Source organism: Stenotrophomonas sp. SBJS02 (assembly GCF_020428325.2).
Taxonomy (GTDB): domain Bacteria; phylum Pseudomonadota; class Gammaproteobacteria; order Xanthomonadales; family Xanthomonadaceae; genus Stenotrophomonas; species Stenotrophomonas africana.
In genome coordinates, this window is the sequence record NZ_CP109812.1 from 2,754,795 (window position 1) to 2,769,979 (window position 15,185).

The following is a 15,185-nucleotide window of genomic DNA, read 5'->3' on the forward strand; positions in this document are numbered from 1 at the left end:
GGTGTTTCGCTCTGGCTATACCTCTATAGACAGCGCGATGTGGCAATTGCCCACGGTTTTTTCATGTTTTTTTTTCATGCGACCGGTTCACCCGGGCATTGCGCGAGCCTCACCACACCACCAGCGCGCCGCCGGGCAAGCGCTGCACACGCAGCCCTGCCTGCGCGGCCACCGCATCGATGGCGGCCTCCGGTTGCTGCAGATGGAACAGACCACTGACCCGTACGTCCGCGCCCTGCCCGCCCAGCACCCAGACCGGTGCACGACGGTAGCGCGCGAGATCAGCGATGGCCTGCGCGGCCGGCTGATCGTCGATCACTACCTCGCCACGCCGCCACGGCGCCATCGTCTCGAGATCTTCCAGCTGCACCGGCCGCAGCCAGCGACCGTCACGGAACACCCGTGCCTGCCCGGCATGCAGGCGCTGCACGCTGCCATCGCCTGGGCGCACATCGACCACGCCCTCGCTGACCTGGGTCACGACCGTGGTGTCCTGCATCGACACGCTGAAGGCGGTGCCGATGTCACGGATCTGGCCACCGCCGGCCTCGACCTGGAACGGTCGCTGTTCATGCACAACCTGGAACCAGGCCTGGCCGCGCAGCAGGCGCAGGTGCCGCCGCTGGCCATCGAACTCAACCGCCAATGCGGTGCCCGCATCGAGTACGGCGGTGCTGCCGTCCTCCAGTTGCACCACGCGCGGTGCATCGCTGCTGCGCAGGTCACTGCGTGCCAGCAGCAGCGCCTGCGGTGCGGCCGCGACCACCAGTACCACGGCAGCGGCACTGGCCAACAGCCACGGCAGGCGGCGGCGCGGTGCGATCGGACGCAGCCCTTGGCGATCAGCCGTCAGCCCGGGCAGTGCGGCCAGCACCTCCGGCCCAGCGGCATCCAGCCCCTGCCAGAAGGCCCGCTGCTGGCGCCATGCCAGCGCATGGCGGGGATCGGCCTGCAGCCAGCGCTGCAGGGTTCGTTGCTTGCGTTCCGGCAGCGGGCCTGCACTGCACCGGATCACCCAGCGCAACGCCTGCCTGGCCTGACGCGGCGAGGGTTCGGACGTGTTCATGGTTGTGGCCTGCCGCACCCCGAACGGGTGCGCCTTCCTGTTGTGACAACGGCGGGCGCGATCTGCCCACAGCAATCGCAGCTCATCAATGCACTCCCTGCTGATGCTGCTGGATCAACAGCGCCGCGCGCAGCACATGCTTGCCGACCAGGCTCTTGGAAATACCCAGCCTGGCGGCGATCTCGCGCTCGCTCAGGCCGAGGTAGCGGTTAAGCACGAAGCACTCACGCACCTGGGTCGGCAGCCCGAGGATGGTCTGGGTGATCTCGCGCAGCTGCGCCTGGTCCAGCGCCTGCGCCTCGCCATCGCGGCTGGCCTCGGCCATGTCGAGGGCGTACTCGGCCATCGCACGCCGCTCGCGGGCGTCGGACTGGCTGCGGTTTAGCGCGTGGTGGTAGGCCATCCGGTACAGATAGCCGCGCGGCTCGAGGATGGGCGGATCGCCGGGCACGCTGCTGGCCTTCAGGTACAGGTTCTGCAGGGTGTCCTCGGTACTGGCCGGGTCGAGATAGCGCGCGATGAAGCGAGACAACGCACGGCGCTCGCGGATCAGCAGCTCGACCAGCGCCAGGGCATTGGGAGACATAGGTGCCAAGGCCGGACCGGGGAATGATGGGCGTGATGGCGACGGTCCGGACGTGGATTGTGGGCTGCGCGGCCGCAGGCGGCAAGTAGAAGCCCCGACAGCATCCAAGCATGGTGTGGATGGAAGACCTAGGGTTCCTCCAGCGCCTCGAAGCGCTCGGCGAGGTAATCGATCAGCGCACGCACTGCAGGCAACAGGCCACGTCGCGATGGGAACACCGCGTGCGCGATGCCATGCTTTGGCACCCACTCGGGCAGCACCGGCACCAGCGCACCGCTGGCCAGTTCGTCGCTGATCATCATCCGCGGCAGCATCAGCAGGCCCACCCCGGCCACCGCGGCGGTGCGCAGCGCGATCATGTCATCGCTGACCAGCCGCGGGCGATGGTGCACGCTGGCCAGCACATCGTCCGGCCCGGTGTATTCCCAGACATGCTGCTGGCTGGGCGATGCCAGATCGATAGTCGGCATCATCGCCAGGTCGGCCGGCACCTGCGGCGTGCCCAGCCGCTGCAGCAGCGCCGGGCTGGCGCTGGTGCACCAGACCCGGCGCGCCAGCACGCGTACCACCAGGTCACTGTCCTCCAGCGGCGGCGGTCGCACGCGGATCGCCACGTCCACACCCTCGCCCACCACGTCGACGCGCCGGTTGGTGGCATCCAGCTGCACCGTCACCTGCGGGTGCAGGGCGAGGAAATCGGCCAGCATCGTGCCGATGCGTGCATGCAGGATCGCGATCGGGCACGCCAGGCGGATCGTGCCGCGCGGCTCGGCGCGTGACATCGCAATCGCTTCTTCGGCCGCTTCGGCCTCGACCAGCATGGCCTTGCAGTGGCGGTAATAGTCCTGGCCGACCTCGGTGACCGAAAAGCGCCGCGTCGAACGCTGGATCAGGCGCACGCCCAACCGTTCCTCCAGCAGTGCGATGCGCCGGCTCAGTTTCGACTTCGGCATGGCCAGCGCCCGACCTGCCTGCGAGAAGCCGCCGTGCTCGACCACCATGGCGAAGTAGAACAGGTCGTTGAGGTCACAACGGCGGATATCTGCAATGAACACGGGGCGGTCTCCTGCGGCCCACGGCCTGCGACCATTGTTCACCAGATAGGACTATGACGGCAAATATTGGCGCCTACCGGCTCCATTGTCGCGGCGATATCGTCTTCGCAACGAAGAACAGCGGCCGGCAGCCCCGGCCAGGAGATCGCCATGAAGCGTGTCACCGGTACCTACAGCGCCCCCCGCCCGCACTGGGTGGGCGATGGATTCCCCGCCCGCTCGATGTTTTCCTACAACACCCACGGCCAGCACCTCAGCCCGTTCCTGCTGCTGGACTATGCCGGCCCCTACAGCTTCGCGCCCAGCGATACGCCGCGTGGCGTCGGCCAGCATCCGCACCGCGGTTTCGAGACGGTCACCATCGTCTATGAGGGCGAGGTCGCCCACCGCGATTCGACCGGGGCCGGCGGCACCATCGGCCCGGGTGACGTGCAGTGGATGACCGCTGCCTCCGGCATCCTCCACGAGGAATTCCACACGCCGGAGTTCAGCAAGCGCGGCGGCACCCTGGACATGGTCCAGCTGTGGGTCAACCTGCCGGCACGCGACAAGATGGGCGCAACGGGCTACCAGACCCTGCTCGACGCGGAGATTCCCTCGGTGGATCTGCCTGATGGCGCTGGGCGCGTGCGTGTCATCGCCGGCCGTTTCGACGGCAACACCGGTCCGGCCCGCACCCATACGCCGATGGATGTCTGGGACATCCGCCTGCGGCAGGGGCACCACGCCGAACTGCCGGTGGCCGATGGCCGCACGCTGGCGCTGGTGGTGCTGAAGGGCACGGTGCGGATCAACGGTGGCCAGCCGGTCGGCGAGGCACAACTGGTCACCTTCGATCGCAGCGGCGAGGACGTGTTCGTCGACGCCGACAGTGACGCCACCCTGCTGCTGCTCAGCGGTGAGCCGATCGACGAGCCGGTGGTGGGCTATGGCCCGTTCGTGATGAACAGCCAGGCCGAGATCGCGCAGGCGGTCAACGACTTCAACAGCGGCCGCTTCGGCCAGATCGCGCACTGATCGTTTCAATGCGGCGGGCACCGGCCCGCCGCACCTTCCGGGCCATCGCCCACCTTCTCCAGGAGCCTGACCATGAGTACCCCCGCCAACTTCAACGGTGCCCGCCCGGTGATCGATCCGGACAACGCCGCGATGCTGCTGATCGACCATCAGAGCGGCCTGTTCCAGACCATCGGTGACATGCCGTTCACCAGTGTGCGCGCCCACGCCACCGCGCTGGCGAAGATGGCCACGCTGGCAAAGATGCCGGTGATCACCACCGCCTCTGTTCCGCAGGGTCCGAATGGCCCCCTGATCCCGGAGATCCACGACGCCGCCCCGCATGCCCAGTACGTGGCGCGCAAGGGTGAGATCAACGCCTGGGACAACCCGGAATTCGTTGCCGCGGTGAAGGCCACCGGCCGCAAGCAGCTGATCATTGCCGGCACCATCACCAGCGTGTGCATGGCCTTCCCGTCGATCGCCGCCGTTGCCGATGGCTACCAGGTGTTCGCGGTCATCGACGCGTCGGGTACCTACTCGAAGATGGCCGAAGAGATCACCCTGGCCCGCGTGGTGCAGGCCGGTGTGGTGCCGATGGACACCGCCGCGGTGGCCTCGGAGATCCAGCGCACCTGGAACCGCGACGATGCCCAGCAGTGGGCCGAGGTCTATACGAAGATCTTCCCGAACTACCAGCTGCTGATCGAAAGCTACCTGAAGGCGCAGGACGTGCAGAAGAACCACGAACAACTGGATTCGCAGCGCAGCTGAGCTGCCCCGGTTGACAGCCGATCCTCGGCACTCCCCCGAACAGGAGATCCACCATGTCCAGTGAACCGATCCGCGACCCGGCCAGCGATCATCTGCTGACCCCGCAGAATTCCGCCTTCATCATCATCGACTACCAGCCGGTACAGGTGAACTCCATCGCCTCGATGGACCGCCAGCTGCTGGTCAACAACATCGTCGGCACGGCCAAAGCCGCCGTCGCCTACGGCCTGCCGATCGTGCATTCGACGGTGAACGTCAAGACCGGCCTGAACAAGCCGCCGATCCCGCAGCTGCGCAAGGTGCTGGGTGACTACCCCACCTACGACCGCACCACCATCAACTCCTGGGAGGACGTCGAGTTCCGCAGGGCGGTGGAAGCCACCGGCCGCCGCAAGCTGATCATGACCGCGCTGTGGACCGAGGCGTGTCTGACTTTCCCGGCCCTGGATGCGTTGAAGGAAGGCCATGAGGTGTATGTGGTGGTCGACGCCGTCGGCGGCACCTCGCTGGCCGCGCACGATGCGGCGCTGCGCCGCATCGAACAGGCCGGTGGCCAGCTGATCAGCGTGCCGCAGCTGTTCTGTGAGCTGCAGCGCGACTGGGCCCGCTCGGCAACGGTTCCGGATTTCATGAACCTTTTCATTGAAACCGGTGGTACGGCAGGTATCCAGTTCTCGTACGATCGTACCGAGTGATTGGGTGGTGGCGCCGGTCCTGGCTGGCGCCGCCTTTTTGGAGCAGTCGAGCATGGCTCGACTCTACAGTGGGGTTGGTCGAGCATGGCTCGACGCTACCGACAGATGGAGAACGTGATGGCTTACGCACGCATTGTTTCAAGCGCGGACAACTACCTGCACCACATCAGCAATGGCAGCTTCGATGTGGACGCGGACGAGCCCGCCTCGTTGGGTGGTCAGGGCAAGGGCTTCGCACCGTTCGACCTGTACCTGGCCTCGCTGGCGGCCTGCACCGCCATCACCCTGCGCATGTATGCGCAGCGCAAGGGCTGGGACCTGGGCGAGTTCCATGCCGAGCTGCGCTCGGAACGTGACGCGGATGGCCGCTTCCACGTGCACCGCGTACTGCATGCCAGCGCCGAGCTGAGCGATGCGCAGTGGCAGCGGTTGCTGGAGGTGGTGGAAAAGACCCCGGTGACCCTGGTGATGCGCGAAGGCGCACGCATCACCAGCGAGCGTGGGAGCGCAGCGTAACCCCATCCACGCGTGGCGTGGATCTGCTTCAGCGCCGTGAATGCAGCACGGTACGCTGGCGCATCGCGTTGAATTCCTGCTCCACCTGCTGGATGTCTTCGGCCTGGAACCCGGCCGCGTCCAACAGCTGGTCTGCGGCAGCCGCTGCCAGCGGATCATCGTCACGCTGGCGCCAGCAGCGCGCCGGCAGGAAATAGCCCACTTCGCTGCGCCCGCGCATGATCACCACCGGCCGGCCCGCATACAGCAGGAATTCGGCCAGGTGCTGGCGCAGGCCCTCGACGGAAACATAGGCCGGTCCAACACCCAGCATCTCGCTGGACGGTTCGGAACTCTCGAACAGCTTGCGACGGCTCATCCACTCCTCCTTTTGAACAACGCGTGGTCTCCTTTCCTTAGACGGGCGCATCGCTGCGCCCCCGCCACGCACTACGTGATCCGCATCACGCCGCCACTCAGAAGCCGGTATTGAACTCCAGCTGGAACACGTCGATCGACAGCGGCGCGCCGGACACTTCCTTGGCCGCCATCCACTTGCCACTGATCCAGCTGCGTGCATCCAGCGCGTAGGCACCGCCCACGTAGTAGCCGCGGGCGTTGGTGCCGCCTAGGTGGAAGTTTGGATCGTTGTAGGCGTCGGGCAGCGCATCGGCCTCGATGTGCTTGTAGCCCAGCAACGCCTGCCACTGGCCCTTCTCCTTCAGCTCGGTGGCACCGAAGGTGGCCTGCACCATCCACGCCGTGTCACCGCTGCGGAAGGTATCGATGCTGGCGGTGCCGCCGGCGCCGTAGTTGTTGACGATGCCGTTGTTGGCGCGGATGAACATGGCCTGCTTGTCGTAGGCCAGGTTGCGGATGTAGTCGCCGTCCAGGCGCAGGCCGATGCCCTGTGCCAGCTGCGTATCCCAGCGCAGGTTCAGCGTGGCCAGGCGGAAGGCCGAGGCCAGGCCGACGTACTGCGGGGTGGGCGTATTGGCCGGATCCAGCGGGTTGCGCGCGATGTCGCGGATCAGCATCAGGGTGTTGCCCTTCTGCATGAACGCCGGGCGCGACCAGTCGGTGTCGCAGCCCACCGCGCCCGCATATAGCGCGCACGGCGAGGACAGGCGGCCGCTGATGTTCTTGAAGTCGTAGTAGCCCAACGCGGCACGCAGCGCATTGTCTTCGTTGAAGCGCCAGTTCACGCCCACCTGGGCACCGGACAGCCACTTGTTCTCGTTCGGAGTCTTGACCTTGCTCTGGCTCGGCGAGCTGTCGGAGGTGTACTCCAGCGGCACCACCGCAAGGTTGCCGAACAGGTCGAGATCTCCCCCGTTGAAGTCGTATTTCAGGTTGGCGGCCAGGCCGTCGAAGTTTAGGTCATTGGAGAACAGCGTATCGCTGGTCCAGAACGGATTGCCGAAGCGGCCGCCACGCACCGTCACCCAGTCGGCCGGGCTGTAGGCCAGCCAGGCCTGGTCCAGCCACACGTCCTTCTTGCTCAGGCCGCCACCCAGCTGCTCGGTGGTCGACACCGGGCCATTGCTGCTGCCGCTGGCCAGGCGCACGCCGGCCGTGGTGTGCTGGCCGATGGTGGCCTCGATACCCAGGCGCGCGCGGATGCGCCACAGGTTGCGGCGGTCCTGGCGGGTGTTCAGCAGCGGCGGCAGCTGCAGGTTGGTGTTGGTGTTGGTGTCGAAGCCGTTGCCGGAATTGATCGACGACCAGTTGCTCACGATGTCGCTGTTGCGCTCGGAGAAGAAGCGCGACTCGCTGCGCACGCGCATGTCACCGGTGACCTTGATGCGCTTGGTCCACTCAGCCACTTCGTTCGGTGCCGCCCAGCCCTCGGACTTGGCCTGCGCCATCACATCCTGGCGCACTTCGTCACGAATGCCATCACGCACGCTCTGCGGCACGTAGGGCACGCGCACGTCGCCGGCTTCCAGGGCCACGCCACCACTGGCGGCCGAAGGTGCGGTGGTCGCGGTGCGCGATGCGGCCGCTGCCTCAGCCTCGGCCTGCACCAGCAATGCCTGGCCGTCTTCGGGCTTCAGCGCGCCACTGGCGATCAGGCCCTTGATCAGCTTGACCATGGTGGTTTCTGCGGCCATCACACCGGCCGGGGCGGCCAGGCTGAGCAGCACAGCGCAGCACAGCAGCGCCCGTCGGGCCGGCCGCGGGCGGCGGGAGTCGGTTCGTGCGCGGACGTGGTCGTTCATCACGGTTCTCATCGAAAGAAGGGAAATCACGGAGGTCGGGAATCAGGCCCCGGGCCGGCGGCCCTGGATCAGCACGCGGGCGGGGAAATCGAGCGACGGCGGCGGTGCCTGGTCGACCTTGCCGATGCGTCGCAGCGCATCGAGCACGGCCGCGTCGGCCTCCTCGTTGCCACTGCCGCGCACCAGCTCGACCTTTTCCAGGCGGCCATCGTTGGACAGCCACACGTTCACCTGCAGCTGGAACGCCAGGCGCTTGACCTTGTCGTCGCGCGAGATCGCCTGCTGCATCAGATAGCCGAGGTAGCGCCCATAGGTGGCATTGCCGGCGCCGCCACGGCCGACGCCGGACGAACCGCCACCACTGCCGGACTGGATGCCGAAGTTGTCACCACCGGCCTGCGCATCGGCGTTCATCGTTACCGGGTCGGCGTTGTCCGGGGTCGGCGTCGGCTCTTCTGCCGGCGTCGGCTGATCCAGCGGCTCCGGCTCTGGAATGGTCTCTTCCGGCGGCGTTTCCGGTTCCGGTGGCTTTTCCGGTGGCGGCGGGGGCGGCGGTGGCAGCGCCAGCATCGGCGGCTGCACCACCGGCCGGCGGGTGCTGGCGGTGTCCTTGAACAGCATCCAGCACACGGCGACGCCGAGCACCAGCAACGCGGCCACCACCAGCGCGACGGTCACCAGCAACGGGCGACCGCGCATGCCGGGCTCCGGCCGAGGGGGTTGATGGGCCGTCATGCCTCAGCCCTGCACCTTGCCGGTGACCAGGCCGACCTGGGCCAGCTCCAGCCGCCGCAGCAGGTCCAGCACCTCGACCACGCGGGCGTACTGCACCTGCGCATCACCGCGCACGATCACCGGGAAATCCGGCGTGGTCGCGCGCTCGGTGCGCAGGCGGTCTTCCAGTTCAGCCATCGTCACCGGGTAGGCATCCAGGAACACCTGGCCGCTGGGGTCGATGGTGATCGCCTTGGTCTTCGGCTTCTCCAGCGCGACGCTGTTGCTGGCCTTCGGCAGGTTGACCTCGATGCCGGGAATGGAGGCGTTGCTGGTCAGGATGAAGATCACCAGCACCACCAGCAGCACGTCGACGAAAGGCGTCACGTTGATGCCCTTCTCGCGCTTCTTGATGCCGAACTTCGCCTTCTGGCCCATGGCGCGCCCCTCAGCCCTGGACCGCGGCCGGGCCGCGCCCGTCCTGCTCTTCGGCCAGGCGTGCGGCGAACTCGTCGATGAACACCGCCATGTCCGCGCCGATCGCCTCGGCACGTGCGCCCAGGTAGTTGTAGCCGAACAGCGCCGGGATCGCGACACCAAGGCCGGCGGCGGTACACAGCAGCGCCGCGGCCATGCCCGGTGCCACCGAATTGATGTCCACCGCGCCGGCCATCGCCGCCACCACGAACACCAGCATGATGCCGATCACGGTACCGAACAGGCCCACGTACGGCGCGCCTTCGATGGTGGTCGACAGCCAGTTCATGCGCCGCGCCATCGCCTCCTGCTCGCGCACCATCACCGCGTCCATCGAGGCGCGGATCGCCGCAATGGTGGCGCCACTGAGGTAACCACTGTTGCCGTCGCGCTGGTGGCGCTGCTGCATTTCATCGATGGCCACCTGGTAGATGCGCCACAGCGAACCGTCATGCATCGCGGTCGGTGCCTTGCCCTGGCGATCCATGTCGGACAAGGTGCGCAGCGGCACGCCGGACAGCTTGCCGAAGCTCTCGGTGAACACCGCATTGGCCTTGCTGGTACGGCCGAAGTGGCGCCCCTTGGCAATCATGATCGCCCACGACAGCAGCATCATCAGGCCGAGGATGGCGACCACCACCCAGGCGTCGAACGGCATCGCCTTGAGGATGAAGGCGAAGTGGCTCTGGCCGGCCGACTGCTCGTCGGCGCCGTAGCTGATCAGGCGCGAATCGGCGCCCTGTGCGGTGGCATCGGCCAGCAGCAGTACCGCCGGCCGTGCCACGCGCGAGATACGCAGCTCATCCAGTGCGCCCTCGAAATTGGCCAGCGGCTGCACCGCGCCCGGCGCATCGGCGCCCACCACCGGCGCGGTGGTCAGCGCCGGCAGCTCGCCGCTCAGCTGGGCGACCACGCGCCCATTGAGGTACAGCTGCAGAGCGCCCTTCTCCGCAGTCAGCGCAACGTGGGCCCACTGCCCTTCCGGAATCGGCTGCGCCGGCGTGCTGCGCTGGCCATTGAGCTGCACGAACGGCACACGGTTCTCGATGCCCAGCACCAGCTCGGACGCGCCGTCGCGACGCGCGTAGATCGCCTGAGCCGCATTGTTGCTGCCCGGCTTGATCCAGGCCGAAACGGTGAGCGGCGCACCCGCCTCCTGTGCAAGCGATGCGCTGGCCGGCAGCGGCAGCGGGCCTGCACCCAACTGAACGCCGCGGCCGATCACCGATCCTTCGGACGGCGGCGCCACGGCACCGGCGTTGTTGCCATAGGCGGTGGTGTCGCGTGCCGGCGCGTTGGCCTCGGCAAAGTGGTAGACCAGCGTGTAGTCCGGGTCGAACACCTGCTGGCCATTGCCGCTGGCCGGGGCCTTCTCGTTGCCGTAGTACATCCAGATCGTCTGCGGTGCGGCGGAGCTGACTGCCGGCACGTCCACCCAGACCAGGGCCAGCCCCAGCTTGGGATCGAACTGTTCGATCTGGTGGGCCAGCACGGTACGCCCATCACCCGAGACAAAGCGCAGGTCGTTGCCCGCGTCCTGGGTGCCGTCAAAACCGAAGTTGCCGGTATGCAGGCGCAGCAGCAGCGGCGTGCGACCCGGGTCACCGGCAAGGCCCGCGCCCTGCGGGCCGGCGTCGACGGTGATCGGCTTGCGGTACTTCCATTCGGCCTGCCACCAATTGGCATCGGCCGCAGCAGCAGGCAACGCAACCAGCGCGGCCAGCAGCAGCAACACTCGGGTAAGCAAACGGTCCATGCGAAGGGTCTCCGGAGAACGCATGTTCAAGGGAAGGGTCAGTAACTGGTGCTGATGTTGAAATGCAGGCGCGGGTCGTCCTTGCGCGTGACCGGGCCGTCGGCATAGGGCCAGGCGTAGTCCAGGCGCAGTTGCAGGTGTTCGCCCAGGCGCAGCTGCGCGCCCAGGCCGACCGAGGCCAGGTTGTACTTGTCACGCTGCTCGGGCAGCGGCTGGCGCAGACGCAGGTAGGCCGCGTCGGCAAAGCTGTAGACGCGCAGATCGGTGCCGCTCCACAGCGACCATGCCGGGGTACGCCATTCCAGGCTGGCCAGGCCGCCGTAGTCGCCGATCGCCTCGGCCGACAGGTAGCCACGCACGGTGTACATGCCACCGGCGGCGAACTGCTCGGCCGACACCAGGGGCGCATCGGTTATCTGCAGCGAGCCGCGTGCATACCACTGCCAGTCGCTGCCGAAGGTATGCGTGTTGGCGACGTCCGCCTTGAACGCGACGAAGCTGGGGTCCGCCCAGTAGCGCTTCTGCCCGAACCCGATGGCATCGCTGCCATAGCCGAACAGGCGGCGGGTACCGGCCACCAGCTGGGTGTTGATGCTCACCTGATCCTGCTCGCCCTGGCGCACGCCGACAAACCCCAAGGTGATCGGCGCGTACTTCAGCGGTGTCTTCAGGCTGTCCTGGCCCATCTGCGTGTCTTCCTCGGTGTCCTTGAAATCCACACCGAGGCTGAGCTGGCGCCACCACTGGCTGCTGGCGGCAAGGCGGTAGTTGAGCTTGAGGCCGATCGAATGGCCGTTCCCGATCACATTGGTACCGGTGCCGGTACCGACCTGCCCGCCGGCATTCAACACGCGGCTGTCGGACTTGTAGCCCGAGGCTTCCAGGCTCCACGGCGTGCCTTCGAACGGCATCGTGTACGAGGCCGAGAACACCTTGGCCTGCTTTGTATCTTCCGGCGCAAGGTACGCGCTGAGGGTGGCGCTGTGCCCGCGCTTCCACAGGTTGTCGTAGGCCAGCGACGCACTCAGGCGCAGCTTCTCGGTGTCGGCGCTGTGGTCGTTGTTGAGTGACGCACTGGCACGCCACGGCGACTTCTCTTCGACCTGCAGGTCCACATCCATCGTGCCCGGCACCTGGCCCTCGCGCACCAGCGGCATCACCTGGCGGCGCCCGCCCTCGTTCAGCGCAGTCAGTTCCTTCTGCGCCTGGTCGAAGTCCGGCACCTTGCCTTCCGCCAGCGCCGGCACGCGTTCGCGGATGCGCTCGGGCGATTCGTGCTTCGTCCCCACGACCCGCAGCTGGCCGATCGGCGTCTGCTGCACTTTCAGCAGCACCACGCCGCCACTGACCTGCTGCTCAGGCAGCTCCACGTAGACCGACTGGTAGCCCGCCTGCTGGTACAGCGTATTGACAGCATCGCGTGCTTTCTCGACATCGGCCAGGGTCTTTGCCGGGCCGAGGAAGGGTTCCACCGCGCGTTCAATGTCCCGGGGGTCGAGCACGGTATTGCCGCGCACGATGTATTCATTGATGTTCACGCTGGGCGCAGGCGCTGCCTCCTGGGCGAACAGCGGCAGCGGCAGCGCCACCAGGGCCAGCATCAGTGGATGCAGGCGCAAGGGAAGACGGACGGCTCGGCACGGAACAGGATTCATCGAAGGCATCGCGTCGTATCGAAGGGGAGTGGCCAGGGAGCGGCGCGTGGGTCTACCAACAGGACGTGTACGTCGCGTCAAAGCCGCCAACAGTTTTGTGACAGCACTGTCATCTTTTGAAAGCGCCAGAACGCTCGCTGGCGGACCCCGCCTTCGCCACACGTCTTCATTGCAGAACGTCGATTGCTGCGGGAGATCCGAGATGCGTGAATCGTTGATGGCGGGCCTGCGCGCTGCCCTCACCCTTGCGCTGCTGGTGTTGTCCCCGGCGCGCGCTGACGAGACGAAGAAGCAGGAAGACGCCGCGCCCTGCATCGAAGTACAGGTCAATGGCGAGCGCATTCCGGCGTGGGACTGCCTGCAGCGCAAACTTGCGCCGGCATCGAAAGCGGCGAAATCACCGGCGCTCCCCGAGGCCGAACGGCTGATGCGGCAGCCCGGCAACCAGCTGATGCAGTACAACCTGGAAGGCACACGACAGCGCATGGGCGATGCCTTTGGTCGTTCGGTGGTACCGCAGCGTCCGGCGCGCTGAGCCCATGCCTCTGTAGAGCCGAGCCCACGCTCGGCTGCTCCTGCACACCTTTCAACAGCCATGCAAAGGCAGCCGAGCGCGGGCTCGGCTCTACAGAGCGCCGCCCTGCCGAGCGGCCGGCACGATGCCATCGCCTGGCAACGGCGGCAGCTCAGGCACCGGCAGGCTGCGCAATTGCCCGGCCTGGTTCAATTCGACCGCGCTGGCACTGATGCTGGTCAGCACCGTGCAGGGTCCGAGTCGTTGGCCGGGCGCATACGCTTCCGCCGGGCGTCCATCCACCGAAAGCAGGGCCAAAGGCGCGTGGTCACCGGCCAGCACGCCCAGCACCACCACGTCGGTCTGCACCGCACCGGGGGACAGCAACCGCACCAGCGGCAGGCTGGCCACCGCATCGAACATCGGCCGTACCGGCGCCTCGGCTTTCGCTTCGCTGGCCGTAGCCGCTGGCGCCACCGCAGACAGGGTGACGCTCCAATAGGCCACCACGGCCAGCAGCAGCGTCGCCGCCAGCAGGGTCAACATTCGATTGCGATCCCAGCGCCTGCCATCCATGTTCCGCACCATCGCCACGTTCTTGTCCGCCTACGCTAGCAGCTGCGGCTGACGCTTTTGTTTCATCATGCCGGCCTACGCTGGCAGGTATCGACCCGGACAGGAGGCAACGTCGATGCAGCGCGTGCCGCGTGGCTTCACCCTGCTGGAACTGATGGTTGTGCTGGTGATCATCGGCATCTGCACGGCCGGGATCGGGCTGGGCCTGGGCAGCCTGCTCGACCCGGGCCGGCAGCTGCGACAGGAAGCCGAGCGGTTGGCGCAGCGCCTGCAGGTGGCGCGCGATGAGGCGCGCATCGATGGCCGCCCGCTGCGTTGGCAGGCCGACGCCAACGGCTATCGTTTCAGCCGCCGCGAAGGCAGCCGCTGGGTGACCGTTGAACGCGATGATCTGCTGCGCCCGCAGAGGTGGCAGGCGACGGGCATCGCGGTGCAGCCCGCCAACCCCATTGAGCTGAGCCCGGAGTGGATCGGTATCGCCTGGGAGCTTGGACTGTCGCTGGATGGCCGCAGACTGCGTCTTCGTGATGATGGCAGCGGACAGTTGCAGGTCGCGCAATGAAACAGGTGGCGCGCGGATTCACCCTCATCGAAGTGCTGATTGCGTTGGCGATCGTATCGATTGCGCTGGCAGCGGTGATGCGCTCGGTGGCAGTGGCGACCGACGATCAGTCACGGCTGCGGGATCGCCGCCTGGCACTGATGTGCGCGCAGGACCGCTGGCAGGAACTGCGCCTGAGCGGACAGGAACCGCGGGATGCCCGGCAGCGCTGCGTGCAGGGGCGCGGCAGCTTCCTGGTGCTTCAGCATCTGGGCACGGGCAGCGACGGCCAGCCGCAGCTGGAACTGAGTGTGGTTGCCGAGGATGCTCCGCGGCAGTCGCTGGCGCGAATGCAGTTGCCGTGGACGGCGGCGCAATGAACCGTTCCGTGCGCGGTTTCACCCTGATCGAGGTGATGATTGCGATCACCATCATGGGTGTACTGGCACTGATCTGCTGGCGGGCGCTCGACAGCGTGGCCAGCAGCGACCAGCGACTGCGCCAGGCCGATGCAGAGACCACGACGGCGCTGCGCGTGCTACAGCAGTTCCAGCGCGACATCGAGATGCGTGCGGACGATGCGCTGATGAATGGCGCGGTGCGCCCGGCCGACCAACCGCAGCGGCTGCTGCCTCCTTCGCTGGTGAGCGAGCGGCATCCGGATGGGAGCTTCGCGCTGGAGATCACCCGCAGCGTGGGCAGTGATGGGCTGCACTGGCAGCGCGTGCGCTGGTGGCGTCAGGGCAGCACACTGTGGCGGGCCAGCGGCGCGGCCACGGACCGGTATCCATTGCCGGCGCCGGAACAGTCGAAGGGCATCGCGGTGGCGCGCGATGTGCAGCGGTTCGATGTGCGGGCGTGGCAGCCCGGCGAGGGATGGGCCGTGTTGCCGAGCAAGGGCGAGGTGCTGCCAGCCACCGGACTGGAGCTGCGGCTGGGCCTGCACGATGGGCGTGAGCCGTTGAGTTACCGGCGGGTGTTGGAGTTGTAGGATTCGTTCGTGGCACCGCATCCGCGCATGGCGTGGATCTACGGTGGGTGCCGACCGTGCCTTGGTGGGTGC

18 protein-coding genes are annotated in these 15,185 nt (G+C 67.1%); 8 read left to right on the forward strand and 10 right to left on the reverse strand.

Going from position 1 to position 15,185, the window contains the following annotated elements; translation table 11 throughout:
• Positions 1-109: 109 nt before the first annotated feature.
• The 3 genes from FQS62_RS12840 to FQS62_RS12850 all read right to left on the reverse strand — a co-directional run bounded on the left by FQS62_RS12840 (position 110) and on the right by FQS62_RS12850 (position 2,707).
• Positions 110-1,066, reverse strand: coding sequence for a FecR family protein (locus FQS62_RS12840; RefSeq protein WP_099589138.1), 957 nt, complete (start codon positions 1,064-1,066; stop codon positions 110-112).
• Positions 1,067-1,151: 85 nt separating this feature from the next.
• Positions 1,152-1,652: an RNA polymerase sigma factor gene (locus FQS62_RS12845; protein WP_099589139.1), complete on the reverse strand. Its 501-nt coding sequence runs from the start codon at positions 1,650-1,652 to the stop codon at positions 1,152-1,154.
• Positions 1,653-1,780: 128 nt separating this feature from the next.
• The gene (locus FQS62_RS12850) at positions 1,781-2,707 is read right to left on the reverse strand and encodes a LysR family transcriptional regulator (protein ID WP_208043793.1); all 927 of its coding nucleotides are present in this window, start codon (positions 2,705-2,707) and stop codon (positions 1,781-1,783) included.
• 150 nt (positions 2,708-2,857) lie between these two features.
• Here FQS62_RS12850 and FQS62_RS12855 point away from each other — a divergent pair, with 150 nt between their 5' ends.
• The 4 genes from FQS62_RS12855 (at position 2,858) to FQS62_RS12870 (ending at position 5,688) form a co-directional block, all read left to right on the forward strand.
• Positions 2,858-3,724 carry a pirin family protein gene (locus FQS62_RS12855; RefSeq protein WP_208043792.1) on the forward strand — a complete coding sequence of 289 codons (867 nt, stop codon included), beginning with the start codon at positions 2,858-2,860 and terminating at the stop codon, positions 3,722-3,724.
• Positions 3,725-3,796: 72 nt separating this feature from the next.
• On the forward strand, positions 3,797-4,477 hold the full coding sequence (locus tag FQS62_RS12860) for a hydrolase (RefSeq protein WP_005409868.1): 681 nt from the start codon (positions 3,797-3,799) through the stop codon (positions 4,475-4,477).
• A 53-nt stretch (positions 4,478-4,530) separates the two neighbouring features.
• Complete coding sequence (locus FQS62_RS12865; protein WP_208043791.1) at positions 4,531-5,172, forward strand: hydrolase; 642 nt, start codon at positions 4,531-4,533, stop codon at positions 5,170-5,172.
• 117 nt (positions 5,173-5,289) lie between these two features.
• Positions 5,290-5,688 carry an OsmC family protein gene (locus FQS62_RS12870; protein WP_088480762.1) on the forward strand — a complete coding sequence of 133 codons (399 nt, stop codon included), beginning with the start codon at positions 5,290-5,292 and terminating at the stop codon, positions 5,686-5,688.
• Positions 5,689-5,716: 28 nt separating this feature from the next.
• Here FQS62_RS12870 and FQS62_RS12875 read toward each other — a convergent pair whose 3' ends face one another.
• The 6 genes from FQS62_RS12875 to FQS62_RS12900 all read right to left on the reverse strand — a co-directional run bounded on the left by FQS62_RS12875 (position 5,717) and on the right by FQS62_RS12900 (position 12,491).
• On the reverse strand, positions 5,717-6,046 hold the full coding sequence (locus FQS62_RS12875; RefSeq protein ID WP_208043790.1) for a hypothetical protein: 330 nt from the start codon (positions 6,044-6,046) through the stop codon (positions 5,717-5,719).
• 97 nt (positions 6,047-6,143) lie between these two features.
• Positions 6,144-7,889: a putative porin gene (locus FQS62_RS12880; RefSeq protein ID WP_208043789.1), complete on the reverse strand. Its 1,746-nt coding sequence runs from the start codon at positions 7,887-7,889 to the stop codon at positions 6,144-6,146.
• A 42-nt stretch (positions 7,890-7,931) separates the two neighbouring features.
• Positions 7,932-8,588 (reverse strand): cell envelope integrity protein TolA, encoded by a 657-nt coding sequence (locus FQS62_RS12885; RefSeq protein WP_208043788.1) that lies wholly within the window; start codon positions 8,586-8,588, stop codon positions 7,932-7,934.
• Between the two features lie 39 nt (positions 8,589-8,627).
• On the reverse strand, positions 8,628-9,041 hold the full coding sequence (locus tag FQS62_RS12890) for an ExbD/TolR family protein (protein WP_049448026.1): 414 nt from the start codon (positions 9,039-9,041) through the stop codon (positions 8,628-8,630).
• 10 nt (positions 9,042-9,051) lie between these two features.
• The gene (locus tag FQS62_RS12895; protein ID WP_208043787.1) at positions 9,052-10,836 is read right to left on the reverse strand and encodes a DUF2341 domain-containing protein; all 1,785 of its coding nucleotides are present in this window, start codon (positions 10,834-10,836) and stop codon (positions 9,052-9,054) included.
• A gap of 38 nt (positions 10,837-10,874) precedes the next feature.
• On the reverse strand, positions 10,875-12,491 hold the full coding sequence (locus tag FQS62_RS12900) for a ShlB/FhaC/HecB family hemolysin secretion/activation protein (protein WP_208043786.1): 1,617 nt from the start codon (positions 12,489-12,491) through the stop codon (positions 10,875-10,877).
• 202 nt (positions 12,492-12,693) lie between these two features.
• Here FQS62_RS12900 and FQS62_RS12905 point away from each other — a divergent pair, with 202 nt between their 5' ends.
• Positions 12,694-13,026: a hypothetical protein gene (locus tag FQS62_RS12905; protein WP_057500751.1), complete on the forward strand. Its 333-nt coding sequence runs from the start codon at positions 12,694-12,696 to the stop codon at positions 13,024-13,026.
• A gap of 90 nt (positions 13,027-13,116) precedes the next feature.
• Here FQS62_RS12905 and FQS62_RS12910 read toward each other — a convergent pair whose 3' ends face one another.
• On the reverse strand, positions 13,117-13,593 hold the full coding sequence (locus FQS62_RS12910; RefSeq protein WP_208043785.1) for a general secretion pathway protein: 477 nt from the start codon (positions 13,591-13,593) through the stop codon (positions 13,117-13,119).
• A 103-nt stretch (positions 13,594-13,696) separates the two neighbouring features.
• Here FQS62_RS12910 and gspH point away from each other — a divergent pair, with 103 nt between their 5' ends.
• From gspH to FQS62_RS12925, 3 genes are read left to right on the forward strand one after another with little or no spacing between them, the layout of a single operon-like run.
• Positions 13,697-14,143 carry a type II secretion system minor pseudopilin GspH gene (gspH, locus tag FQS62_RS12915; protein ID WP_154349192.1) on the forward strand — a complete coding sequence of 149 codons (447 nt, stop codon included), beginning with the start codon at positions 13,697-13,699 and terminating at the stop codon, positions 14,141-14,143.
• Positions 14,140-14,502: a type II secretion system minor pseudopilin GspI gene (gspI, locus tag FQS62_RS12920; protein WP_208043784.1), complete on the forward strand. Its 363-nt coding sequence runs from the start codon at positions 14,140-14,142 to the stop codon at positions 14,500-14,502. Before gspH ends, gspI begins: the two co-directional genes overlap by 4 nt.
• Positions 14,499-15,113, forward strand: a complete 615-nt coding sequence (locus tag FQS62_RS12925) for a prepilin-type N-terminal cleavage/methylation domain-containing protein (protein ID WP_208043783.1) — start codon at positions 14,499-14,501, stop codon at positions 15,111-15,113. The genes gspI and FQS62_RS12925 overlap by 4 nt, the downstream gene beginning before the upstream one ends.
• The last annotated feature ends 72 nt before the right edge of the window (positions 15,114-15,185 follow it).